Annotated in this window: 24 protein-coding genes; 4 read left to right on the top strand and 20 right to left on the bottom strand. The window is 70.6% G+C overall.

Annotated elements, in window-relative coordinates:
• Positions 1-242: 242 nt before the first annotated feature.
• From der to A9X03_RS18135, 6 genes are read right to left on the bottom strand one after another with little or no spacing between them, the layout of a single operon-like run.
• A complete protein-coding gene (gene der / locus A9X03_RS18160; RefSeq protein WP_067750385.1) occupies positions 243-1,643 on the bottom strand; it encodes a ribosome biogenesis GTPase Der in 1,401 nt (466 codons plus the stop codon).
• On the bottom strand, positions 1,640-2,326 hold the full coding sequence (gene cmk / locus A9X03_RS18155; RefSeq protein ID WP_067784239.1) for a (d)CMP kinase: 687 nt from the start codon (positions 2,324-2,326) through the stop codon (positions 1,640-1,642). Before cmk ends, der begins: the two co-directional genes overlap by 4 nt.
• On the bottom strand, positions 2,323-3,066 hold the full coding sequence (locus tag A9X03_RS18150) for a pseudouridine synthase (protein ID WP_067750383.1): 744 nt from the start codon (positions 3,064-3,066) through the stop codon (positions 2,323-2,325). The genes cmk and A9X03_RS18150 overlap by 4 nt, the downstream gene beginning before the upstream one ends.
• Positions 3,066-3,761, bottom strand: coding sequence for an SMC-Scp complex subunit ScpB (scpB, locus tag A9X03_RS18145; RefSeq protein WP_067750381.1), 696 nt, complete (start codon positions 3,759-3,761; stop codon positions 3,066-3,068). Before scpB ends, A9X03_RS18150 begins: the two co-directional genes overlap by 1 nt.
• Entirely contained in the window at positions 3,761-4,576 is an 816-nt protein-coding gene (locus A9X03_RS18140; RefSeq protein WP_067750380.1) for a segregation/condensation protein A, read from the bottom strand. The genes scpB and A9X03_RS18140 overlap by 1 nt, the downstream gene beginning before the upstream one ends.
• Positions 4,573-5,436, bottom strand: coding sequence for a ParA family protein (locus tag A9X03_RS18135; RefSeq protein WP_067281774.1), 864 nt, complete (start codon positions 5,434-5,436; stop codon positions 4,573-4,575). Before A9X03_RS18135 ends, A9X03_RS18140 begins: the two co-directional genes overlap by 4 nt.
• Before the next feature lie 271 nt (positions 5,437-5,707).
• On the opposite strand from A9X03_RS18135, the gene A9X03_RS18130 reads away from it, so the two are divergent.
• Complete coding sequence (locus A9X03_RS18130) at positions 5,708-6,460, top strand: O-methyltransferase (RefSeq protein WP_068262250.1); 753 nt, start codon at positions 5,708-5,710, stop codon at positions 6,458-6,460.
• Between the two features lie 74 nt (positions 6,461-6,534).
• Here the strand turns inward: A9X03_RS18130 and xerD are convergent, their stop codons facing one another.
• From xerD to tyrS, 13 genes are all read right to left on the bottom strand, one after another.
• Entirely contained in the window at positions 6,535-7,476 is a 942-nt protein-coding gene (gene xerD / locus A9X03_RS18125; RefSeq protein WP_067750376.1) for a site-specific tyrosine recombinase XerD, read from the bottom strand.
• On the bottom strand, positions 7,473-8,096 hold the full coding sequence (locus A9X03_RS18120; protein WP_067784241.1) for an NUDIX hydrolase: 624 nt from the start codon (positions 8,094-8,096) through the stop codon (positions 7,473-7,475). Before A9X03_RS18120 ends, xerD begins: the two co-directional genes overlap by 4 nt.
• On the bottom strand, positions 8,089-9,843 hold the full coding sequence (locus tag A9X03_RS18115) for a CTP synthase (RefSeq protein ID WP_067750373.1): 1,755 nt from the start codon (positions 9,841-9,843) through the stop codon (positions 8,089-8,091). Before A9X03_RS18115 ends, A9X03_RS18120 begins: the two co-directional genes overlap by 8 nt.
• A gap of 122 nt (positions 9,844-9,965) precedes the next feature.
• The gene (locus A9X03_RS18110) at positions 9,966-10,910 is read right to left on the bottom strand and encodes a copper transporter (protein ID WP_067784243.1); all 945 of its coding nucleotides are present in this window, start codon (positions 10,908-10,910) and stop codon (positions 9,966-9,968) included.
• A gap of 8 nt (positions 10,911-10,918) precedes the next feature.
• The gene (gene steA, locus A9X03_RS18105; RefSeq protein WP_067784245.1) at positions 10,919-12,100 is read right to left on the bottom strand and encodes a putative cytokinetic ring protein SteA; all 1,182 of its coding nucleotides are present in this window, start codon (positions 12,098-12,100) and stop codon (positions 10,919-10,921) included.
• A gap of 194 nt (positions 12,101-12,294) precedes the next feature.
• A complete protein-coding gene (recN, locus tag A9X03_RS18100; protein ID WP_068262244.1) occupies positions 12,295-14,052 on the bottom strand; it encodes a DNA repair protein RecN in 1,758 nt (585 codons plus the stop codon).
• Positions 14,053-14,985, bottom strand: coding sequence for an NAD kinase (locus tag A9X03_RS18095; RefSeq protein ID WP_082950209.1), 933 nt, complete (start codon positions 14,983-14,985; stop codon positions 14,053-14,055). It abuts the gene before it with no gap.
• Positions 14,982-15,785: a TlyA family RNA methyltransferase gene (locus tag A9X03_RS18090; protein WP_067889184.1), complete on the bottom strand. Its 804-nt coding sequence runs from the start codon at positions 15,783-15,785 to the stop codon at positions 14,982-14,984. Before A9X03_RS18090 ends, A9X03_RS18095 begins: the two co-directional genes overlap by 4 nt.
• 8 nt (positions 15,786-15,793) lie before the next feature.
• Positions 15,794-15,979: a hypothetical protein gene (locus tag A9X03_RS18085; protein WP_067750365.1), complete on the bottom strand. Its 186-nt coding sequence runs from the start codon at positions 15,977-15,979 to the stop codon at positions 15,794-15,796.
• 23 nt (positions 15,980-16,002) lie between these two features.
• Entirely contained in the window at positions 16,003-17,013 is a 1,011-nt protein-coding gene (locus tag A9X03_RS18080) for an HAD-IIA family hydrolase (protein ID WP_067784251.1), read from the bottom strand.
• Entirely contained in the window at positions 17,010-17,798 is a 789-nt protein-coding gene (locus A9X03_RS18075; RefSeq protein ID WP_082974528.1) for a tetratricopeptide repeat protein, read from the bottom strand. The genes A9X03_RS18080 and A9X03_RS18075 overlap by 4 nt, the downstream gene beginning before the upstream one ends.
• Before the next feature lie 28 nt (positions 17,799-17,826).
• Positions 17,827-18,192, bottom strand: a complete 366-nt coding sequence (locus A9X03_RS18070; protein ID WP_067750423.1) for a DUF732 domain-containing protein — start codon at positions 18,190-18,192, stop codon at positions 17,827-17,829.
• A gap of 85 nt (positions 18,193-18,277) precedes the next feature.
• Positions 18,278-19,549, bottom strand: coding sequence for a tyrosine--tRNA ligase (gene tyrS, locus A9X03_RS18065; protein WP_067889181.1), 1,272 nt, complete (start codon positions 19,547-19,549; stop codon positions 18,278-18,280).
• Between the two features lie 127 nt (positions 19,550-19,676).
• Here tyrS and A9X03_RS18060 point away from each other — a divergent pair, with 127 nt between their 5' ends.
• The gene (locus A9X03_RS18060; RefSeq protein WP_067784253.1) at positions 19,677-20,567 is read left to right on the top strand and encodes a bile acid:sodium symporter family protein; all 891 of its coding nucleotides are present in this window, start codon (positions 19,677-19,679) and stop codon (positions 20,565-20,567) included.
• Here A9X03_RS18060 and A9X03_RS18055 read toward each other — a convergent pair.
• The gene (locus A9X03_RS18055) at positions 20,564-21,175 is read right to left on the bottom strand and encodes a DNA-3-methyladenine glycosylase (protein ID WP_068262242.1); all 612 of its coding nucleotides are present in this window, start codon (positions 21,173-21,175) and stop codon (positions 20,564-20,566) included. The two genes, A9X03_RS18060 and A9X03_RS18055, sit on opposite strands and share 4 nt — an antisense overlap.
• A gap of 71 nt (positions 21,176-21,246) precedes the next feature.
• On the opposite strand from A9X03_RS18055, the gene A9X03_RS18050 reads away from it, so the two are divergent.
• Both A9X03_RS18050 and A9X03_RS18045 read left to right on the top strand, forming a co-directional pair.
• The gene (locus tag A9X03_RS18050) at positions 21,247-22,527 is read left to right on the top strand and encodes an ammonium transporter (protein WP_067750343.1); all 1,281 of its coding nucleotides are present in this window, start codon (positions 21,247-21,249) and stop codon (positions 22,525-22,527) included.
• Between the two features lie 31 nt (positions 22,528-22,558).
• A partial coding sequence (locus A9X03_RS18045) for an ATP-binding cassette domain-containing protein (protein ID WP_156669971.1) occupies positions 22,559-23,021 on the top strand: 463 nt, incomplete at its 3' end.

Genomic DNA, 23,021 nt, shown 5'->3' with positions numbered 1-23,021 from the left:
GTCTCTCCCGGGCCAATCGGCGATTCGCGAAAGTGATAGCGCCCGCATATCACTCTACGCAAAATCCCGCGATACGGAATCTGAAAGCTACATCACAGGAGAAGTCCGTTGACTTCGACCCTGGATGCTGCCTACGTTTCTTGTCTAACGGGCGATTCAACCCGTATCGCGGGATTTTGCGTAGAGTGATATGCGGGCGCTATCACTTTCGCGAATCGCCGATTGGCCCGGGAGAGACCCGCTCAGCGCCGCTTGGTCCCCCGCTTTTCGCGCACCCGCACGTTGATCCGGATGGGCGAGCCCTCGAACCCGAACGTCTCGCGCAGCCGCCGCTCCAGGAAGCGCCGGTACCCGGCCTCCAGGAAGCCGGTGGTGAACAGCACGAACGTCGGCGGGCGGGCGGTGGCCTGGGTGGCGAACAGGATGCGCGGCTGCTTGCCCCCGCGCACCGGCGGCGGCGTCGCCGCCACCACCTCCTTGAGCCACGAATTCAGCGGGCCCGTCGGGATGCGCATGTCCCACGAGGCCAACGCCGTCTCCATCGCGGGCACCAGCTTCTGCACCGCGCGGCCCGTCCGGGCCGAGATGTTGACCCGTTGCGCCCACCGCAGCTGCACCAGCTCGCGGTCGATCTCACGCTCCAATAGCTCGCGCCGGTCCTCGTCCACCAGGTCCCACTTGTTGAACGCCAGCACCAACGCACGGCCGGCCTCGATCACCATGGACAGCACCCGCTGGTCCTGTTCGGTCAGCGGCTCCGAGGCGTCGATCAGCACGACCACCACCTCGGCCGAGTCGATGGCCGAGTGGGTGCGCACCGAGGCGTAGAACTCGTGACCGCTGGCCTGGCCCACCTTGCGCCGCAGGCCCGCGGTGTCGACGAACCGCCATACCTTGCCGCCCAATTCGATCAGCGAGTCCACCGGGTCGACCGTGGTCCCCGCGACATCGTGCACCACCGACCGCTGATCGCCCGCCAGCTTGTTCAGCAGCGAGCTCTTGCCCACATTGGGCTTGCCGACCAGCGCCACCCGGCGCGGGCCGCCCGGCGCGGGGGCCGCCTCGGACACCTCCGGCAGCGCGGCCAGCACCTCGTCGAGCAGGTCGGCGACCCCGCGGCCGTGGATCGCGCTGATGGCGTGCGGCTCGCCGAGCCCCAGCGACCACAGCGCCGCCGCGTCCGCCTCACCCTTTTCGCTGTCAACCTTGTTGGCGGCCAAAAAGACTGGCTTGCCCGAGCGCAACAGGATCCGGGCGGCCGCCTCGTCGGCCGCCGTTGCGCCGACGGTCGCGTCGACCACCAGGATCACCGCGTCGGCGGTGCGCATCGCCACCGACGCCTGCTCGGCCACCAGCTGCTGCAGGCCCTTGGCATCGGGCTCCCAGCCGCCGGTGTCCTGCACGACGAACCGGCGGCCGGTCCACAGCGCGTCGTAGGACACCCGGTCGCGGGTCACGCCCGGGATGTCCTGCACCACCGCCTCGCGCCGGCCCAGGATCCGGTTCACCAGGGTCGACTTGCCGACGTTGGGCCGTCCGACCACCGCCACGACGGGGGCGGGGCCCGCCTCGGCCTGCTCCTCGAGCTCGGATTCGACCGACTCCCAATCGCTTTCGTCGGTCCAGGTGCCGTCCTGGGTCATCGGACCGCCCCGCTTCGCTGCTTGACCAGCTCCAGCAGGTGATCGATCACCTGCGCCTCGGTCATCTCGCTGGTGTCGACGACCACGGCATCCGGGGCGGCGCGCAGCGGCGACACCGCGCGGGTGGAATCCAGATGGTCGCGGCGGCGCACATCGGCGAGCACCGCGTCGTAGTCGTCGGCCAACCCGGCCGCGACGTTCTGGTCGTTGCGCCGCCGCGCGCGGGTTTCGGCCGACGCGGTCAGGAAGATCTTCACCGGCGCGTCGGGCAGGACGACGGTCCCGATGTCGCGGCCCTCGACCACGACGCAGCCGGGGCCGCCGGCCATTTCACGCTGCAACGCCACCAGCCGGGTCCGCACGGCGGGGACCGACGACACCGCCGACACCGCGCCGGTGACCCGGTCACCGCGGATCTCGGCCGAGACATCCTCTCCCCCAAGAAAAAACACATCACCATCGGGCTGGTAGTCCACCGACATCCGCACGGTTTCCGCGACCCGCGCCACCGCATCGGCGTCGGCGGGATCGATACCGGCACGCAGCACCGCGAGGGTCACCATCCGGTACATCCCGCCGGTGTCCAGGTAGCGGGCCCGCAACGCACGCGCCAATTGCTTTGACACCGAAGACTTTCCGGTTCCCGCGGGCCCGTCGATGGCCACCACCACATCTGAGCTCACAACCCGACCGCCTTGTACAGCTGGCCGATCTCGCCATGGCTCAAGGCCCGGATGCTGCCGGGGCGTTGCTTGCCCAACGACAACGGCCCGATGTCGGTGCGCACCAGCGCCTCCACCGGGAACCCGGCGGCGCCCAGCAGCCGGCGCACGATGCGGTTTCGGCCCTCGTGCAACACCACCCGCACCAGCGTCTTGCCCGGAATGGCGTCCATCACCGCGAAATCGTCGACGCGCGCGGGGCCGTCATCCAATTCGATTCCCGCCTTCAGTGTCTTGCCCACGCCGCGCGGCACCGTCCCGGTCACGGTCGCCAGGTACGTCTTGGGCACCTCGTGCGAGGGGTGCATCAACCGGTGCGCCAGCTCGCCGTCGTTCGTCAGCAGGATCAGCCCCTCGGTGTCGGCGTCCAGCCGGCCGACGTGGAAGAGGTTCTTGTTGCCGCGCACCCGGCGTTCCACCAGGTCGCCGATGCACGGGCGGCCGCGGTCGTCCGACATGGTGGAGTGCATGCCCCGCGGCTTGTTCAGCGCGAAATAGACCAGCGACTCGTCGAGGACCACCCTGGCGCCGTCGACCTTGATCACCGAGGCGTCCGGGTCCACCCGGGTGCCGAGTTCGGTCACCACCCGCCCATCGACCTCGACGCGGCCGTCGATGATCATCTTCTCGGCGGCCCGCCGCGACGCAATTCCGGCCTGGGACAACACCTTCTGCAGGCGGATCCCTTCGGTCTCGACCATCAATCCTGGTCCACGTCGAACGTCAGCGCCTGGTCGGGCGCCTGACCGCCGGCGAGTTTGATGAAACGTGGCTCGCTGTCCAGGGATTCGCTCAGGTCCTCGATCGTGTCGACGTCCGGCAGCAGCGGAGCGATGTCGGGCAGGTCGGCGAGCGACGTCAGGCCCAACCGCTCCAGGAACAGGTCGGTGGTGGCGAACGTGACCGCGCCGGTGTCGTCGTCGACCCCGGCCTCGGTGATCAGGCCGCGCGCCAGCAGCGTGCGCATGACGGCGTCCACGTTGACGCCGCGGACCGCGCTGACCCGCGCGCGGGTCACCGGCTGGCGATAGGCCACCACGGCCAGGGTCTCCAGCGCGGCCCGGGTGAGCTTGGACCGCGCGCCGTCCAGCAGCAGCTTCTCCACGTACGGCGCGTACCGGGCGCGGGTGTACATCCGCCAGCCCTCGCTGTTCTGCCGCAGGTCGATGCCGCTGTCCCGTTCGGTGAGTTCCTCGGCCATCTGCTGCAGCCGGGCGGCGACCCGGTATACGGGTTGCTGCGTGGCCGCGCCGAGCGCCTCGGCGGTGACCGGGGTGTCGACCACCAGCAGCAGCGCCTCCAGCACGGAAGCGAGTTCCTCGGGCTCCATCGGCGCGGCTTCGGCGATGTCCGGGATACCGACGTCCAAGTCGACGTCGGGCTCAGATTCGCTCATCATTCGTCCCGCACTTCTACCAAGGCTTCGCTGGCCGGACGTTCCCCGGTCCATGAAATCTGGAGCACGCCCAGCGGCTCCGACTGGTCGAATGCTACCGCCCGGCTCCGATACAGCTCGAGCAGCGCCAGGAAGCGCCCGACGACCTCCATCGGCGCCTCGCAGTCGGCGACCAGCTCGGAGAACGTCGCCCATTGGCCGGTGCCGCGCGACTGCAGGAAAGCCAGCAGCTTCTTGGCCTGCTCGGGCACCGACACCGCCACCTCGTGCAGGTGCCCGATGGACACCGTCGGCACGGGGCGCGGGCTGAACGCGATCGCGGCGATCTGGGCGAAGCGTTCGGCGTCGACGCCCAGCATCACCTCGGGCAGCAGTTCGGTGAACCGGTCCTCCAGCGACACCGCGCGCGGGTAGCTGCGCAGCGCGGTGGCCTCCAGCTCGGCGAACATCTCGGCGACGTGCTTGAACGCGCGGTACTGCAGCAGCCGGGCGAACAGCAGGTCGCGCACCTCCAGCAGCGCCAGATCCTCCTGGTCGTCGACCTGCCCGGCCGGCAACAGCCGGGCGGCCTTGAGGTCGAGCAGGGTCGCGGCGACCACCAGGAACGCGGTGGTCTCCTCGAGGTCCAGCTGGGAGCCGATCTCACGGGTGTAGGCGATGAAGTCGTCGGTCACCTGGTGCAGCGCCACCTCGGTGACGTCGAGGCGGTGGGCGAAGATCAGCTGCAAGAGCAGATCGAACGGCCCCTCGAAATTGGTCAGGCGGACTTGAAAGCCGTTGTTGGGTGGCGCCTCACCGTTCGCGCTGGCCGTCACGCGCCGAATCGGTCGATGAACTCGCGGGCCAGGGCGCGGTAGGCGATGGCGCCCGTGGACCGCGGAGCCCAGGTGGTGATCGGCTCGCCGGCCACGCTGGTCTCCGGGAATCGGACCGTGCGGGTGATGACGGTGTCGAACACCAGGTCGCCGAAGCGCTCCACCACCCGCGCCATCACCTCGCGCGAGTTGACGGTGCGCGGGTCGTACCGGGTGAGCAGGATCCCGCTGATCTCCAGCTTCGGGTTGAGCCGGTCGCGCACCTTGTCGACGGTGTCGGTCAGCAGCGCCAGCCCGCGCAGCGAGAAGAACTCGCACTCGGTGGGAATCACGACGCCGTCCGCGCACGCCAGCCCGTTCACGGTGAGCAAGCCCAGCGACGGCTGGCAGTCGATCAGGACGTAGTCGTAGCGGTCCAGCACCGGGTGCAGCGCCCGCCCCAGGGTCTGCTCGCGGCCGACCTCGTTGACCAGCTGGATCTCGGCGGCCGACAGGTCGATGTTGCTGGGCACCAGGTCCATGTGCTTGACCCGGGTCTGCAGCAGCACGTCGTCGATCGACACCCGCGGCTCGACGAGCACGTTGTGAATCGTCTTCTCCAGCTCGTAGTGCGGGACGCCCAGGCCCGCGGACAGCGCTCCCTGCGGGTCCATGTCCACCAGCAGCACCCGCCGGCCGTATTCGGCGAGCGCGGCGCCCAGGTTGATCGTCGACGTGGTCTTCCCGACGCCGCCCTTCTGGTTGCACATCGCGACGACCTTCGCCGGGCCGTGCGAGGTGCGCGGCTGCGGTTCCGGGATCGCCCGCGGCGGCCGCCCGGTCAGACCGAGCTCGACGCCGCTGTCCGGCTGCTCAGTCATCATGGCGGGGGTGTTCGGGAGGTGAACATCGACCGAAAGTCTAACGGGTTCGCGCGCGGAAGCCGGGCGACCCGCAGGCAATTCAGCAGCCAATTTCGCCGGATTTGCGCAGGTAGCGGGCGTAACGGCGGTCATCTGCAACAGCAGTCACACCAGCATCACTGGAACGGGTCGAGCGGCGCCGGTGCGCGCCGAGATTGCCGTGGTGGTTGCGATTCCGGCGCCCCGACGACCTTGGTGGCAATCTCGCCGCCCGCACTACTGTGGCGGCATGGACCTCAAGCGACGGATTCCCCTGCTGCGATGGTCGGTCTGGCGGATGGCGACCGGGGCGCGCAACATCACCACGACGGGTCAGATCGGCGACGGCCGCGAGGCCGCGGCCGTGGACTACGTCCTGCGCAACGCCAGGGCCGGCGACATCGACGACGTGCTGGCCACCATCGACAAGTTCGCCTACGAGAAGTCGATGCTGATCAACGTCGGCGACGAAAAGGGGCAAATTCTCGACGCGGCCGTCCGCCGCGCCGACCCGGCGGTGGCGCTGGAGTTGGGCACCTACGTCGGATACGGCGCATTGCGCATCGCCAGGGCCGCCCCGAGCGCGCACGTGTACTCCGTCGAACTCGCCGAGGCCAACGCCGCCAACGCGCGGCGGATCTGGGCCCACGCCGGCGTCGCCGAGCGGGTGACGTGCGTCGTGGGCACCATCGGCGACGGCGGGCGCACCCTGGACGCGCTGGCCGACGAGCACGGCTTCGCGCCCGGCGGCCTCGACTTCACGTTCCTGGACCACGACAAGGACGCCTATCTCGACGACCTGCGCAGCATCATGGCCCGCGGTTGGCTGCGCCCGGGCGCGATCGTGGTCGCCGACAACGTCCGGGTGCCGGGCGCGCCGAAGTATCGCGAGTACATGCGCCAGCAGCAGGGCAAGCAGTGGAACACCGTCGAGCACAAGGCGCACCTGGAATACCAGTCGCTGGTCTCCGATCTGGTGCTGGAATCCGAGTACCTGGGCTGAATTCTCCCGCCGAGCAGACGCAAAATCGCCCATTCCGGGTCGAAAGCACGCGATTTTGTGTCTGCTCGCGCCAACTACTGTGCGCGCGGGTGGGCGCCCGCCCATACCTCGCGCAGCGCGTGCACGGTGACCATCGTGTAGATCTGCGTCGTCGTCACCGAGGCGTGCCCCAGCAACTCCTGCACCACGCGCACGTCGGCGCCGCCCTCGAGCAGGTGGGTCGCGAACGAATGCCGCAGCATGTGCGGTGAGACGCCGGACGTGATGCCGGCGCGTTCGGCGGCGTCCTGCAGCACCTGCCACGCGCTTTGCCGCGACAGCCGCCCGCCGCGCACGTTGAGAAAGATGGCCGGTGTCCCGCGGCCGCGGCGGGCCAGGTCGGGGCGCCCGCGCACCAGATAGGCATCGAGGGCCTGCACGGCGGGGCGCCCGATCGGCACCAGCCGCTGCTTGCCGCCCTTGCCGCGCAGCAACACCGACCGGGCCTTGGTGTCGACGTCGTCGACGTCGAGGCCGACGGCCTCGGAGATCCGCGCCCCGGTGGAGTACAGGAGTTCCAGCAGCGCCCGGTTGCGCAGCGTGAGCGGGCCGTCGGACGCGCCGTCGCCGCCTGCGCCCTCCAGCAGCGCCAGCACCTGGTCGATGGTCAGGCTCTTGGGGAGCCGCCGGCCCGGGGTCGGCGGGCGGACCGCGCGCGCCACGTCGAGTTCGGCGAGCCCCTCGGCGGCGGCGAACCGGTGCAGGCCGCGCACTGCGATCAGGGCCCGCGCCGCCGACACCGCGGACAGCGCCGCCGTCCCCGAGTCGGGATCGCCGCGCCGCAGCGCCACCAGGAACTCGCTCACGTCGTCCTCGCCCACCTTGGCCAGGTCGTGGATTCCCCGGTCCGACAGGTGCTTCGTGTAGCGGCGCAGGTCCCGCCGATAGGAACTGAGCGTGTTCGCGGCGACGCCCCGCTCGATCGTGAGGTGGTCGAGGTAGCCCTGCAGCTGGGTGTCCAGGGCCGCCGTCGTCATCGCGCGGCCTTTCGCGCGGCGAACGCCGTCGGCTTGTCGGGCCAGGGGCTGTCCGCGGGGCGGGTCGGCATGAGTCGGGTAGTGACGACCTGGGCAGCCAGAATGCCCGCCACCGCAATGGCGTTGACGATCTCGCCGCGAAGCACCATCTCGGTGGCCTCCTCGAGCGGATACCAGCGCATCGTCATGTCGGCTTCCTCGTGATGCGCCTGCGGGCGCTCCACCTCGGTCAGGCCGGTGGCCAGGTACACCCGCACCGATTCGTCGCTGAATCCGGGAGTGGAATCGAGGTCGACGAGCACCAGCCAGTCGTCGGCCTTCAATCCCGCTTCCTCTTGGAGCTCCCGGGCCGCCGTCCGCTGTGGCGGTTCCCCCGCCACGTCGAGCAGCCCGGCCGGAAGCTCCCACAACCGGCGGCCGAACGCGTGGCGGTATTGGTAGACCATCGCGATCTCGTTGTCGGAGTTCAGCGCAACGACGGCAACCGCCCCGTAGTGTTCGACGACTTCACGAACGGCGGTGGTGCCGCCCGGCATTCGGACCTCGTCGCTGCGCAACGCGAAAATCTTGCCCGTGTACAGCGTTTCGGATGACGCCGTCTCGAATTCGTGCTCAGCCACGGGTGGCGGGCTCAGGTAGCGACTGGCCGACGCTGTCCCGCTGCTGCTGGTTGCCGTTGGAGGCGTGCTCGGGGATCTCCACCGGCAGCAGCTCGCCCGACTGGTAGTCCAGGGCCGCCCCGACGAACGCGACGAACAACGGATGCGGGCGGGTGGGCCGGCTCTTGAGTTCGGGGTGAGCCTGGGTCCCGACGACGAACGGGTGCACCTCGGGCGGGTATTCGACGAATTCCACCAGATGCCCGTCGGGCGAGGTCCCGGAGAACCGCAGGCCGCTCTCGGCGATCTTGTCCCGGTAGGCGTTGTTGACCTCATAGCGGTGCCGGTGCCGCTCGGAGACCTGCGTCGTCCCGTACGCCTGGGCCACGATCGAATCCGGCTGCAGCACCGCGGGATACGCGCCCAGGCGCATGGTGCCGCCCAGATCGGCCTGGCCCGCCACCGCGTCGACCTGGTCGGCCATCGTGGAGATGACGGGATCCGGTGTGGCGGGGTCGAATTCGGCCGAATTGGCCCCGTCCAGCCCCGCCGAGCGCGCCGCCTCGATCACGATGCACTGCAGCCCCAGGCACAGGCCCAGGACCGGCAGCCCGCGCGACCGGGCGTACCTGATGGCGCCGATCTTGCCCTCGATCCCGCGGATGCCGAAGCCGCCCGGGATCAGGATGCCGTGCACGTCACCCAGCGCCGCCGCCGCGCCCGCCGCGGTCTCGCACCCGTCGGAGGCCACCCATTGCATCTCCACCTTGGCGTGGTGCTTGAAGCCGCCGGCGCGCAGCGCCTCGGTGACCGACAGGTAGGCGTCGGAGAGCTCAACGTACTTGCCCACCAACGCGATTCGCACGGTCTCGTGCGGCTCGTGCACCCGGCGCAGCAGGTCGTCCCACTCGGTCCAGTCGACGTCGCGGAACGGCAGGTTGAGCCGGCGCACCACGTACGCGTCGAGCTCCTCGCGGTGCAGTCGCTTCGGGATGTCATAGATCGACGGCGCGTCGGGCGTGGAGATGACGCCGTCGATGTCGACGTCACACATCAACGCGATCTTGTTCTTCAGCGCTTCGGGGACGTCGCGGTCGCAGCGCAGAATCAGCGCGTCCGGGGTGATACCGATGCTGCGCAGCGCCGCCACCGAGTGCTGGGTGGGCTTGGTCTTGAGCTCGCCCGAGGGCGCCAGGTAGGGCACCAGCGACACGTGCAGGAAGAAGACGTTCTCCCGGCCCAGGTCGTGACGTACCTGGCGCGCCGCCTCCAGGAACGGCTGCGACTCGATATCGCCCACGGTGCCGCCGATTTCGGTGATGACCACGTCGGGGCGGTTGCCCTCGGCGTCGGGCTGTGCCATCGCCAGGATCCGGCTCTTGATCTCGTCGGTGATGTGCGGGATCACCTGCACGGTGTCGCCCAGGTATTCGCCGCGCCGTTCCTTGGCGATGACGGTCGAATACACTTGTCCCGTCGTGACATTCGCCGATCCGGACAGGTCGCGATCCAGGAACCGCTCGTAGTGGCCGACATCGAGATCGGTTTCGGCGCCGTCCTCGGTGACGAACACCTCGCCGTGCTGGAACGGGTTCATCGTGCCCGGATCGACGTTGAGGTATGGGTCGAGCTTTTGCATCGTCACGTACAACCCGCGGGCCGTCAGTAACTGACCGAGGCTGCTGGCGGTGAGACCCTTACCCAACGAGGACGCCACGCCCCCGCTGACGAAGAGGTGCTTGGTTGCGGATTGCGGGTGCTTTCGCACAGGCGACCTCCGTGAAGACGGGCAGGGCGTCGAATTTTGCTAGCGAATAACTAGTTGGGCCTGCCGACCCACGGAAACCCACCCTAACATCCACGACCGACGTGTCGCGGCGAACACGCCCGCTACTGGGGCACCGTGATCGACGTGGCGCCGTGACCGGTGCCGTACTGGCCCGGGTGCCCGCCGTTGATCAGGTCGTGCAGGCCCAGCACGGCGGTGATCCGGCCGGGCGCGGTGTCGACGTCGTCGACGGTGCTGACCGCGGAATTCATCGGAGCGTCGGCGCGCGTCACGGCGACGGCGGCCCCGCCGGTCGCCGAGCCGTCCCGGCCGGCCAGCAGGGTGCCCGAGCCGTGCGGCGCCATCGCGGCGGCGAACCGGGCGACGCTGACGCCCCGGTTGCCGGCGTCCTGGGGCAGCGAGCCGCCGGTGACGATCAGCGCGGCGTTCGCCGCGCCCAGGTGGTCGCTGGGCTGATAGGTGATGAATCCCGTTTCCCGCAACGCCGCCAGCACGGTGTCGCGCTGCGGTTCGTCGACGGGCGGGACCGCCGGATTGGTGTTGATCAGCAGCGCGATACCCATCAGGTCGCCGGCCTGCGAGCCCTGGTCGACGAGCTTGGTGCTCAACTGCTGACCGGCGGGCAGAACCGACGAGTTCACCACGGTCTGCAGCTTCTCCGCCGAATTGGCCTCGACGAACTCGCTTGTCAACGACACGGTTCCGGTCACCGCGCCGCCGGCCTGGCCGATGATCTTCGAGACCGAGGCGACGTCGTCGTCGTTGGCGTCCGGGGTGCGGAACACCACGACCGACTTGCCGGCGAGCGCGTCGTGCACCATCCGGCCGCCCAGCTGGGTGTCGAAATTGTTTGCCGCGCTGAGCTTTTCGTTCAGCACGTTCTTCTGGTCGTTGAGCCCGTTGATCTGGGTGTGCAGATCCCGCTTCTCGTCACGCAGGCTGGACAGCAGGGTGTCGGACAGGAAGCCGGAGCCGAGCACGACTCCCACGGCCAGGGCCAGGAAGACGGCAGCCAGCGATAACGCGTGTTGGCGGAGCGAGATCATTTCCGGCCCTAGCTCACCAGGTGGGCAACCCAGAGGGAGAAGTGGTTCCAGTAGTCGGTGACCCAGTGCACCACCACGCCGTCGGTACGCGACACCCACAGGGCGACGATGACGGCGATCAGCATCGTCAGCGCCAGCAGCGCGATGGCGCCCGCCGAGATGTGATTGCGGTACAGGGTTGCCACGGCCTTGGCGTCCACCACCTTCTCCCCCACCCGAAGCCGGGTCAGGAAGGTCGAGGGGTTGCTGTGCGCGCGGGTCCGGTCGAAGAAGGTCTCGATGTTGGCGGTGTGGCCGGCGGTCACCAGCAGCGCGGCCCCGTGGTGATCGGCCAGCAGCAGGGCCAGGTCGATCGCCGAACCCGCGGCCGGGAACGTCATCGCCCCGACGCCGAGGTCCTGGATGCGCTCCAGGCCGGGCGCGTGGCCGTCGGCGTCGGCGGGCAGCACCACCTGCGCGCCGCACTTGAGGGCGTCGGCACTGATCTGGTCGGGGTCGCCGACGATCACCTGCGGCCGATACCCGGCCTTGCGCAACACATCCGCGCCGCTGCCCACACCGAAGAGCACCGGCTGGTACTCCTTGATGAACGGCTTGAGGGACTTCAGGTCCTCCTCGGCGCTGGGTTCGTCGGCGACGATCACCACGTGCCGCCGGCGCAGGTCGACGTCGATGTCGGGGATCCCGATGCCGTCGATGAGCAGGGGGCTCTCGCTCTTGATGAACTCGATCGTGTTGCCTGCGAACGCCTCCAGATGCGCGGACAGCCCGCTCTTGGCCTCCCGCATCAGGTCGGCGATGTCGTGGTCGGTGCGCTCGGTGCCGCGGACCAGCCGCCGGTCGCCCGAGTACACCCCGCCCTCGTGCAGACGGATCTTGGCGCCGTCCTTGACCTTCTTGAAGATGTCGGGTCCGGTCTCGTCGATCAGGGTGACCCCGTTGTTGACCAGCACCTCCGGCCCCATGTTCGGGTAGCGGCCGGACACCGAGGGCGAGGCGTTGACGACCGCGGCGATATCGGCCTCCACCAAGGCGTCCGCCGTGATGCGGTCCAGATCCAGGACGTCGAGCACCACGATGTCGCCGGGGCACACCCTGCGCAGCAATCGGTCGATGTTCCGGTCCACCCGGGCGGTGCCGACGAGGCCGGGTCGGGCGGTGTTACGGGTAAGCAGGCCTGACATCTTCATGGGGGCGATTCTGTCGGTGATGCATGGAGGAGGCGTGGAGGCGCGCCGTAACATCAGCCCCAGAAGTTGACTAGAGTCCCATTAGTCACAAGCCGCTAACGGGTTGATCGCGCGAGGGTGCACAGTTGCACGGCTTCAGCGGCGTGTCGCTGTGCAAACACGACGCTCGCGCCGGCGGAGAAGGCTCCTGGGCGTTAAATCTCGTCCTTCTGAGCCGCGTCGAGCAGTTCGCGGGCGTGCGCCCGGCCGCTGTCGGACTCGCCCAGCCCGGCCAGCATCCGCGCCAGTTCGGCGACCCGCTCGTCGCCGGTGACCCGCCGCACCACGCTGGTCCCCTTGGGCCCGGCGCTGTGCACCACCAGATGCACGTCGGCGTACGCCGCGACCTGAGGCAGGTGCGTGACCACGATGACCTGGTGGGTGCGGGCCAGCCGCGCCAGGCGCCGCCCGATCTGCACCGCGGCCCGGCCGCCGACGCCGGCGTCGACCTCGTCGAACACCATGGTGGTGCCCGCGGCCGAGGCGGCCAGCACCACCTCCAGCGCCAGCATCACCCGGGACAGCTCGCCGCCGGAGGCGCTCTTGGCCAGGGGAAGCTGATCCATCCCGCGGTGCGCGGCGAAACCGAACTCGACCTGATCGACGCCGTCGGCGCCCGCGCGGGCCAGTTCGCCCGACGGGAGCGCGAGCGCGGCGGGGTCGTCCTTGTCGGCGGCGACGTCGTTGCTCACGTCGATGCCGAACTGGGCGTCGGCCATCGCCAGCCCGGACAGCTCGGCGGTGACCTCCTTGGCGAGCCGCTTGGCGGCCTTGCGCCGGATGCCGCTGAGATCGATTGCGGCTTCGGCCAATTCGCGTGCCAGCTCGTCGACCCGGGTCGCGAGAGCCTGCAGGCCCTCCTCGGAGACGTCGAGCTGGGACAGGCGTTCCCGCGACTCCCGGGCCCACCGCAACACGCCGTCGACGTCCGCGGCATACTTGCGGGTCAGCGTGCGCAGCTCGGCCTGCCGGGCCAGCTTGGCTTCCAGCGCGCTGGCGTCGACCGGCAGCTCGTCCAGGTAGGCGCTCAGTTCGCCGGCCGCGTCGGCGACGACGGTGAGCGCCTCGCCGACCTGCCCGGCCAGCGAGCGCAGCTTCGCGTCGTCGCTCGACTCGAGGGCGGCCCGGGCGCGCCCCAGGCAGTCCGCGGCGCTGTGCCCGTCGGCGCCGGCGTCGTCGGCCGCGCCGCTCAGTGCCGCGTGCGCGGTGACCGCGGCCTCGCGCAGGGTGTCCAGCTCGGAGAGCCGGACGATGTCGGCGACCAGGGCGTCGTCCTCGCCCGGTTGCGGGTCGACGGTGTCAATCTCGTTGAGCGCGAATGTCAGCCGGTCGGATTCCAGGGCCAGCTCGCGCATGCGGTTGCGGCGGTCGATGAGGTCGTGCCGCGCGGTGAGCCAGGCGTCCCGCAGTTTGCGGTAGCGCTCGAGCGCGGGGGCCGCCTTGGCGAAGCGGTCCAGCGCGCCGCGTTGCTCCTCGGGCCGCATCAGCCGCAGCTGGTCGTTCTGCCCGTGCAGCGTGAGCAGCTCCGCGGTGAAGTCGCCCAGCGACTTGGCGGGCACGCTGCGACCGCCGAGGTACGCCCGCGACGGCCCGTCGCGGCTGACCGAGCGCAGCGCGATCACGCTGCCGTCCTCGTCGCGTTCGGCGCCCGAGGCGTCCAGCATCCCGTCCAGCAGGGCGACCGCGGCGTCCTCGAGATCGGTTGTGGTGAAACGGCCTTCGACGACCGCACGGTCGGCGCCGGACCGAACGCGGGTGGCGTCGGCGCGGGCGCCGCCGAGCAGGTGCAGCCCGGTCACCACCATCGTCTTGCCGGTGCCGGTTTCGCCGGTCAGTACGGTCAGGCCGCGGTCGAACTCCCCGACCGCTGCGCTGATGGCGCCCAGCGACTCGATCCGGATTTCGGTCAGCATCTACTTCCCACGCCACCCGGTGACCGGCAACCGGAATTTGCGCACCAACCGGTCGGTGAACGGCGCGCTGTCCAGGCGCGCCCATTTCACCGGTGTGTCGCAACGCCTTACCTCGATCCGGCTACCGGCCGGGATCAGCATCTCGCGGCGGCCGTCGCAGAACACCAGCGCGTCGTGACCGTCCGCCTCGATCTCGATGGCGATGGTGGCGTCGGGGCTGGTGACCATCGGCCGGCCGAACAGCGCGTGAGCGTTGTTGGGCACCACCAGGATTGCCTCGAGGTCCGGCCACAACACCGGGCCGCCCGCGGAGAACGCATAGGCGGTGGACCCGGTGGGCGTCGACACCAGCACCCCGTCGCACCCGAACGCCGAGACCGGCCGCCCGTCGATCTCGACGACCACGCCCAGCACGCCCAGCCGCGGGCCCTTTTCCAGGCTGACCTCGTTGAGCGCCCAGCCGTGCGCGATCTCGCGCCCGCCCGTGCGCACCAGCACGTCCAGCGTCAGGCGGTCCTCGACCCGGTAGTCCTTGGCGACCACGTGGTCCAGCACCCGGTCGATGGCCTCCGCCTCGGCCTCGGCCAGGAAGCCGATCCGACCCAGGTTGACGCCCAGGACCGGGATCCCGGCGTTGCGGGCCAGTTCGGCCGCGCGCAGGAACGTGCCGTCCCCGCCGAGCACCAGCACCAGCTCGCACCCGTCGGCCGCCTGCGGATCCGCGTCCACCACCTCGATCTCGACGCCCATCGCCCGGATGTCGTCGGGGGCCACATGCAGCGAGCCGCGGTCGACCGCCTCGGCGGACAACACGCGAAGCCCGATGTCGTTGGCGCCCAACACCTTCTGCACGCGGGCCGCCGTCTCGGTGGCTTCCTCGCGGCCGGTGTGCACCACCATCAGCACGGTGCGCTGCTCGGTCCCCGACGTCACTGCGGACCCTCGTCTACCGCGCGGCGCACCGCCGCCACCAACTCGTCATCCGCCAATCCCGGCTGCCCGCGAAGCAGGAGGAAATATTCGACATTGCCCGAAGGCCCGGGCAGCGGGCTGGCGGTGACGCCGGCGGCATGCCAGCCCAGCTCGCCGGCGCGGCGCGCCACGGCCAGCACGGCATCGGCGCGCAGGCCGGGGTCGTGCACCACCCCGCCGGCGCCGACCTGGCCCCGGCCCACCTCAAACTGCGGCTTCACCATGGGAACGATATCCGCAGTGGGCGAAGCACATCCAGCCAGCGCGGGCAACACGGTGGCGAGCGAAATGAACGACAGGTCGGCCACGATCAGGTCGACGGGTCCCCCGATCGCCTCGAGCGTCAGGTCGCGGGCGTTGGTCCGCTCGACGACGACGACCCGCGGGTCGCAGCGCAGCGGCCACGCCAGCTGGCCGTAGCCGACATCGACGGCGACGACCTCCGCGGCCCCGCGGTCCAGCAGGACCTCGGTGAACCCGCCGGTGGACGCGCCGGCGTCCAGGCAGCGTCGGCCCGCCACCGGAATCCCGAAGGTGTCCAGGGCGCCGATCAGTTTGTGCGCGCCGCGCGACACCCAGCCCCGTTCCCCTTCGTCGGCGACGGTCAGGGCCGCGGTGACCGCGACGGCGGTGCCCGGCTTGCGCGCCGGCAGCCCGTCGATGCTGACCCGGCCGGCGCCGATCAACTCCGCGGCCTGTTGACGCGATCGCGCGAGGCCGCGCCGGACCAGCTCGGCGTCGACGCGGGCGCGGCGAGACATGCGCGCACTCAGCCCTTCTCCGCCGACTCCAGCGCGGCCATCAGCACGTCGTGCGCCTCGGAGAGGCGGCGGGCGATGTCTTCGAGCTCCGTCAGCGACGGCTCGTTGTCGGGATCGTCCGGCGCCCCGGGCTCGGGCAGCCTGGCCAGCAGGGCGTCGATTTCGGCGCGGATTTCTTCAGGATCGATAGTCATTGCGCTCTTACGCTAGTCACCCGTCAGTCGCCGCGCACCAACGACCAGCGCCGCAACGCGGCGCGGGCGTTGTCATCGGCGGCCCGGATATCCACCGGGCGCCCGTCCGGCCGCGCATCCCATACCGCGCTGGCGACCGCCCGCACGATCGAGAGCCCGTCGCCGTCGTCGGGCCGGGCGCCGCTGACGGTCACCGCGTCCTCGTCGACGTCGACGCGCCAGCCCGGCTGCGGGCCGACCGCGAGTTGCTCGCCGTCGGAGTGCAGCGCGCGCAGGTCGTGGCCGATGTAGGTCGGCCGGCGCGCCGGTTCGGCGTACACCGCGTCCCGCGCCGAGCTGACGCCGGTGAGCACCATCAGGCTGGGCAGCTCGGCCGCGTTGGCGCCCTCGATGTCGGTGTCCAGCCGGTCGCCCACCACCAGGGGCGCGCGGAACTCGCCGCGGGCCGCCGCGTCGGTCAGCAGCCCGGGCGCCGGCTTGCCCGCGACCTGCGGCTCGGCGCCGGTGGCCGCCCGCAACGCGGCGACGAAGGAGCCGTTCCCGGGCAGCAGGCCCCGCTCGGTGGGCAGGGTCGGATCGATGTTGGCCGCCACCCACAGGGCCCCGGACCGGATGGCCAGCGCGGCCTCGGCGAGGTCCGGCCAGCCGATGGTCATCGAGAGGCCCTGGACGACGGCGACCGGGTCGTCGCCATAGCGCCGCACCGGGCGCAGGCCGACGGCGGCCACCTCGTCGGCCAGCGCGTCCGTGCCCACGATCAGCACCGGCGACCCCGCCGGCAACCGGTCGGCCAGCAGGCGGGCTGCGCTCTGGGCGCTGGTCGCGACGTCGTCGGCGGTGGCGGTGAAGCCGAGCTCGGTCAGGTGCGCCGCCACCTCGGCGGCGCTGCGCGAGGCGTTGTTGGTGACGAAGAAGGCGCGGCTTTGCACCTCGGCCAGCGCCTCGACCGCACCCTCGGTGGGCCGGCGGCCACGAAACAGGGTTCCGTCCAGGTCGAGCAGCAGGCAATCATATTGGCGCGCAACGCTTGTCATCCGGAGCCCAGCTCGCTGACCCGGTCTTCGGCATCGGTGGCGCCGTCGACGTCGGCGGCGGCCGAGCGCAAAAACCATTGCAGCGCTTCGTCATTGCGGCCCAGCGCAAGCAGCGTGTCGGCGTAGGCGTAGAACAGCCGCGCCGCCGTCGAGCCCTGGCGGCCGGGGTCCAGCTGCGGCGTCGACAACACGGTCAGCGCCTGCTCGAGCTGCCCGAGGTCCGCGCGGGCGCCGGCGGCGACGATGCGCAGCTCGTCGGCGTCGTCCCCCGCGAGCTGGGCCGCCCCGGGCCCGCGCGCGAGTTCGATCGCCCGCTCCGGGCGGCCAAGCCCGCGTTCGCAATCCGCGATCAGCGCGAGCAGGTTGGACTTGCTGCCCATCCTGCGGGCGGCGCGCAATTCGGCCAGCGCCTGCGCCCAGTCGCCGCAGTGGTAGGCGGCGATACCGACCGCCTCGCGAATCGCGGCGATCCGGCTGGACCGGGCCCGCGCCGCGCGGGCGTGGCTCAGCGCGGCCTCGGGGTCCTCGTCGAGCAGCTCGCCGGCGGCGACGAGGTGGCGCGCCACCGCGTCCGCCGTGGCGCGGTCCAGTGTGCTGAGCTCGCCGCGGATCTCGGGCGCCAGCTGCCGGGCTTCGACGCCCGGGGGTATCGGCGGTCCGGCGTCCGGCGTGCGGTGGCCGTCGGGCTGCTGCGGCTGGGCCGGTCGCGCCCGGCCGGGCCCCGACCAGGCGCCGGATGCGCGCGGGCGCCGTTCACCCCGCTGCCGCTGCCTGTCGTCGACCACGCAGCCGAGGATACGGGGGCGCCGCCGGCTAGTACGCCATGAGCCGGTTCTGCAGCAGCGGCGCGATCACGGCCGGGCAGTAGTTTGCGACGGCGACGATGGTGAACAGGCCGGCCGACTCGTAGCCCAGGCCGCTGCGCTTGGACATCTCGGCGGCCACCGAGTCGAAGGACTGGCCCGGCATGACCAGCATCGGGCACACCGACTCGCCCAGCGCCAGGGCGCTGGCCGGGTGGGGATAGGTGATCCCGGCGTTGGACAGCGCCATCAGGAAGGCGTTTCCCCGCATGTCGGCGCGCACGGGCGCGGCCAGCGGGGCGGCCAGGCCCGCAACGCAGGCGCCCACTCCCACGAGACGCAGCAGGGCCCACTCCACACGCCTGAGGGATGTCATCGTGACCACCCTGGCCAATGTGGGTCACAGCCGCAACACGGTGCGGTAAAGATTTGGCCATCCGGGCGTTTTGCGGGTGCGTCCCTCAGACCTTTTCGATCCCCGCGACGGTGCGCTTGCCGCGGCGCAGCACCAGCCACCGGCCGTGCAGGAAGTCCGACGGCTGCGGCGACCAGTCCTCGCTGTCGATGCGCGCATTGTTGACCGACACCCCGCCCTCGCCGATCGTGCGGCGCGCGGCCTTGCGGCTCTCGGACAGACCGCTGGCCACCAGCAGATCGACGATCCCGTCCGGGCCGCCGGGCTTGAGCTCGGCGACCGAGGCCTCGCGCAGCGCCGCCGCCAGCGTCGCCTCGTCCAGCCGGTCCAGCTCGCCCTGCCCGAACAGCGCCCGGCTGGCGTGCTCGACCGCCTCGGTAGCCGCCTCCCCGTGCACCAGCGCGGTCAGTTCCCGGGCCAGCCGGCGCTGCGCGGTCCGCTGTTGCGGGCGCTCTCGGGTGGCCTCTTCCAGTTCGGCCAGCTCGTCGGCCGACAGGAAGGTGAACCACCGCAGGTACCGGATCACGTCGGCGTCGGCAGTGTTGAAGAAGTACTGGTACCAGGCGTACGGCGTGGTCATCGCGGGGTCGAGCCACAGGCTGCCGCCGCCGGTCGACTTGCCGAACTTGGTGCCGTCGGCCGCGGTCACCAGCGGGACGGTGAGCGCGTGCACCGTCGCGCCCAGCTTCTGGCGGACCAACCGGACCCCGGCGATGATGTTGCCCCACTGGTCGGAGCCGCCGATCTGCAGCGTGCAGCCGTACCGGCGGTGCAATTCGACGTAGTCGTTGGCCTGCAGGAGCATGTAGCTGAACTCGGTGTAGGAGATGCCCTCGCCCTCCAGCCGCCGCCGGACGGTGTCGCGATCCAGCATGACGTTGACCGAGAAGTGCTTGCCGAGGTCGCGCAGGAACTCGATGGCCGACAACGGGGCGGTCCAGTCCAGGTTGTCGACGACGACCGCGCCCGTCGGCGACTCGTCGAAATCGACGAAGCGCTCCAGCTGCCCGCGGATGCGCTCGGTCCATTCGGCGACGGTGTCCGCCTCGTTGAGGGTGCGCTCCCCGACGTCGCGCGGGTCACCGATCATGCCGGTGGCCCCGCCGGCGAGCACGATCGGACGGTGGCCGGCGCGCTGAAAACGCCGCAACGCCAGCAGCGGCACCAGGTGGCCCGCGTGCAGGCTGGCGGCCGTGGGGTCGAAGCCGGCGTACACCGTCATCGGCCCACGCTGCGCCTCGGCGGCCAGCGCGTCGAGGTCGGTGGACTGCGCGATCAGCCCGCGCCAGCCCAGCTCGTCAAGGATCCCGGAAGACATCGCCAGCGACTTTAGTCGCTCCCGCGGCCACGATTCGCCCTTGCGCCGCCCGATAAGGCAAGCTCATGCGCGGCGCAGCGTCGCGCCGTCGCCTTCGGCGGTAAGTGCACCGACAACGCGGAGCGTTATGGACAACCGATACTGGCCGTTGGTCGTCGTGGTCGTGATGCTCGCTCTCGGGCTGACGCTCACGATCGACGATTTCAAGCGGGCCGCCACGCTGCGGAGGCCTTTGGTGGTTGCGCTGATCTGTCAGTCGCTGCTGCTCCCGGCCCTGTGCCTGGTCATCGCCGAGGCCTTCCATCTCGAAGCCCACCTGGCGGTCGGGCTCATGCTGATGGCCGCCACCCCCGGCGGGACGATGTCCAGCATCCTCAGCCACCTGTTCAACGGCGACCTGGCGCTCAACCTGACGCTGACCGCAATCAATGCCGTGCTGTCGATCGTCGCGTTGCCCGCGATCCTGGCGGTGTCGATGACCTGGTTTCTCGGCGGGGGTCGGTTTCTGCCGCTTCAGCTGGACAAGTTCTTCACGGTCTTCGGCCTGGTGCTCGTCCCCATCGCGATCGGCGTCGCATTTAGGCACCGCTTCCCCGAGCTGGCGCGGCGCCTACAGAAACCGGTCCGAATACTGGCCATCGCGTTATTGATCGTCGCGGTCCTGGGAGCCATCGCCGGAGGGCGAAAGACGCTGTGGCACAACATCGGGGTGCTCACGGCAGCCGTCGTGACCTTCTGCGCGGTCAGCCTGACGGTCGGCTACCTGGCGCCGCGCCTGATGCGGCTGGCTCCGCGGCAGGCCGTGGCGGTCAGCCTGGAGGTCGGCATGCACAACGCCGTCGTGGCGATGGGCGTCGCGCTGAGCCCCCAGCTGCTGAACAGCGCCGAGATGGCCACGCCTGCCGCGCTGTACAGCGCCGTGGCGCCCCTGCTGGCCGTGACGTTCATCGTCCTCGCGCGCCGCGTGGACCCCGCCTTCCGGGCGGCGGCGCGCCCGGACGAGCCGGCGCGCGCCTAGTCGCTGGCGCCCGGGGCGGGCGCCCGCGGGCTGCGCCGGTAGGCCGAGACCTCGGGCCGGCCCGCGAGCCACAACCGCCAGGGCCGGTCGGCGGCCTGGCTGACCCCGACGCGGGGACCGGATGCGGCGGTGAGCGGCTCGTTGAGTTCCAGCGTTATCGGGCTGGCGGGATCGAAGAGGTCGATCCCGTTGTCGTCCATGGTGATTCCCAGCGCCGAACACAGGTTGCCCGGTCCCCGGGCGAGGGCGGCCCCGCGGACCAGCTCGCCGCGCCGGGCGCGCGCGACGTCGGTGCCGTCCTCGAGCGCGGCCGCCCGCAGCAAGACGGCCGCGGCGGTGCCGTCCGGTCCGCACGAGACGTTGGCGCAGACGTGGATCCCGTGGCTGCGGTAGGTGTACAGCCGTCCGGGAGGCCCGAACATCACCGCGTTGCGCCCGCTGATGCCGCGGTACGAGTGGGCCGCGGCGTCCGGCCACGGGCCGTCCGGGACGCCACCATAAGCCTCGACTTCGACGACGACGGCCCTGACGTCCCGGCCGGTCAGCGTGGCGCCGAGGAGCCGATGGGCGGCCGCGACGGGGTCGACTAACAGCTGGCTTGCGGCCACCCACCGAACCTACCGGCGGCGCTGCCGTGGCAATATCCCGGTGTCTTGGGACCAGTGAAGGAGCGCACGTCATGCATCCGATCGACCCCGCCGCCACCGCGTGGCTGCTGGCCAGCACGGCACTCGTCCTGCTGATGACCCCCGGCCTGGCGATCTTCTACGGCGGGATGGTCCGCACCACCGGCGTGCTCAACATGATCATGATGAGCTTCATCTCCATCCCGCTGGTCACGGTGGCGTGGCTGCTGGTCGGCTACACCGTCGCGTTCTCCGAGGACGGCGCGAGCGGGTTCCTGGGCAACCTCCGCCACCTCGGGATGCTCGGGATCACCCCGGAGACCGCCCACGGGACGGTTCCCGAGCTGCTCTTCGCCACCTTCGAGGTGACGTTCGCGATCATCACGGCCGCACTGGTCAGCGGCGCGATCGCCGACCGCGCGAAGTTCGCGGCCTGGATGGTGTTCGTCCCGGTCTGGACGGTCGTCGTGTATTCGGTTGTGGCGCACTGGGTGTGGGGGCCAGGCGGTTGGCTGGCCAAACTGGGTGTGCTCGACTACGCGGGCGGCCTCGTCGTCGAGATCGTGTCCGGTTCCTCCGCGCTGGCGCTGGCGCTGGCGCTCGGCCCCCGCATCGGCTTCAAAAAGGACGCCATGCGGCCGCACAACCTGCCGCTCGTGCTGCTCGGGGTCGGCCTGCTGTGGTTCGGCTGGTTCGGGTTCAACGCCGGTTCCGCCCTGGCCGTCAACGGGACCGCCGCGGCCATCTTCCTCAACACGCTCGTCGCCGGGTGCCTCGGCATGCTCGGCTGGCTGTCGGTCGAGCAGATCCGCGACGGCAGGCCGACGACGTTCGGCGCGGCGTCCGGTGTGGTGGCCGGGCTGGTCGCCATCACGCCGTCCTGCGGCACCGTCAACACGCTGGGCGCGGCGGTCGTCGGGCTCGCGGCCGGGGTCGTGTGCTCGTTCGCGGTGAGCGCGAAATTCCGCTTCAACTATGACGATTCGCTGGACGTGGTCGGTGTGCACTTCGTCGGCGGCGTCGTCGGGGTGTCGTTGATCGGGTTGCTCGCCACGGCGGTCATGACGGCGGGCCCGCGGGGCCTGTTCTACGGGGGCGGCTTCACCCAGTTGGGCAGGCAACTGCTCGCGATCGTCGTGGTGGCGCTGTACGCGTTCACGGTGTCGTTCGTGCTCGCGAAGGTCATCGACCGGGTGATGGGTTTCCGGCTCAGCCCGGAAGACGAGACCACCGGCGTCGACCTCACGCAGCACGCCGAGACCGCCTACGCCGAGGGCGTGCACGGGCACCTGCCGCTGCGCCGCCCCGGATTGGACGAGCGCCCCAACCCTTGACAACTCCTCGCCGGAGGACGATATTCATCACATGATGACTTCATCACGTGATGAATTAATCACGGCCCCGGCCGTCCGCATCGAACACCTGCGGGTGGTCCGCGGGAAACGCCCCGCCCTGCACGACTTCTCGGTGCAGATCGGGCGGGGCAGCATCACGGGCCTGCTCGGCCCGTCCGGCTGCGGCAAGACCACCCTGATGCGCTGCATCGTCGGCACCCAGATCGTGACCTCGGGGACCGTCGAGGTGCTCGGCCACCCGGCCGGGTCGGCGCCGCTGCACCGCCGCGTCGGCTACCTCCCCCAGGACCCGACGATCTACAACGACCTGCGGATCGTCGACAACGTCCGTTACTTCGCCGCGCTGTACGGTTTCGAGCACCAGGCCGCCGACGACGCGATCGAGCGGGTCGGGCTGGCAGACCAGCGCGCAGGCCAGCGACACCCGGGTGCGCTGGCCGCCGGAAAGGTTGCCGCAGAACGCGGTTCGGTGG

The sequence above is a fragment of the Mycobacterium sp. E1715 genome, assembly GCF_001667625.1.
Taxonomy (GTDB): domain Bacteria; phylum Actinomycetota; class Actinomycetes; order Mycobacteriales; family Mycobacteriaceae; genus Mycobacterium.
Note: the sequence above shows the minus strand (reverse complement) of the source record. Positions and strands in the feature narration are given on the sequence as shown.

Excerpts from the sequence above, each read along its gene's own strand:
- tyrS (WP_067889181.1), bottom strand. The coding sequence starts at position 19,549 with ATGTCTTCCGGGATCCTTGACGAGCTGGGCTGGCGCGGGCTGATCGCG.
- xerD (WP_067750376.1), bottom strand. The coding sequence starts at position 7,476 with ATGACGACGGCGGCCCTGGACACCCAGCTGCAGGGCTACCTCGACCAC.
- A9X03_RS18085 (WP_067750365.1), bottom strand. The coding sequence starts at position 15,979 with ATGACTATCGATCCTGAAGAAATCCGCGCCGAAATCGACGCCCTGCTG.
- A9X03_RS18080 (WP_067784251.1), bottom strand. The coding sequence starts at position 17,013 with ATGACAAGCGTTGCGCGCCAATATGATTGCCTGCTGCTCGACCTGGAC.
- A9X03_RS18150 (WP_067750383.1), bottom strand. The coding sequence starts at position 3,066 with ATGGTCGAGACCGAAGGGATCCGCCTGCAGAAGGTGTTGTCCCAGGCC.
- A9X03_RS18130 (WP_068262250.1), top strand. The coding sequence starts at position 5,708 with ATGGACCTCAAGCGACGGATTCCCCTGCTGCGATGGTCGGTCTGGCGG.
- A9X03_RS18090 (WP_067889184.1), bottom strand. The coding sequence starts at position 15,785 with ATGTCTCGCCGCGCCCGCGTCGACGCCGAGCTGGTCCGGCGCGGCCTC.
- A9X03_RS18110 (WP_067784243.1), bottom strand. The coding sequence starts at position 10,910 with ATGATCTCGCTCCGCCAACACGCGTTATCGCTGGCTGCCGTCTTCCTG.
- A9X03_RS18070 (WP_067750423.1), bottom strand. The coding sequence starts at position 18,192 with ATGACATCCCTCAGGCGTGTGGAGTGGGCCCTGCTGCGTCTCGTGGGA.
- scpB (WP_067750381.1), bottom strand. The coding sequence starts at position 3,761 with ATGAGCGAATCTGAGCCCGACGTCGACTTGGACGTCGGTATCCCGGAC.
- A9X03_RS18050 (WP_067750343.1), top strand. The coding sequence starts at position 21,247 with ATGCATCCGATCGACCCCGCCGCCACCGCGTGGCTGCTGGCCAGCACG.
- recN (WP_068262244.1), bottom strand. The coding sequence starts at position 14,052 with ATGCTGACCGAAATCCGGATCGAGTCGCTGGGCGCCATCAGCGCAGCG.
- steA (WP_067784245.1), bottom strand. The coding sequence starts at position 12,100 with ATGAAGATGTCAGGCCTGCTTACCCGTAACACCGCCCGACCCGGCCTC.
- der (WP_067750385.1), bottom strand. The coding sequence starts at position 1,643 with ATGACCCAGGACGGCACCTGGACCGACGAAAGCGATTGGGAGTCGGTC.
- A9X03_RS18060 (WP_067784253.1), top strand. The coding sequence starts at position 19,677 with ATGGACAACCGATACTGGCCGTTGGTCGTCGTGGTCGTGATGCTCGCT.
- A9X03_RS18135 (WP_067281774.1), bottom strand. The coding sequence starts at position 5,436 with ATGACTGAGCAGCCGGACAGCGGCGTCGAGCTCGGTCTGACCGGGCGG.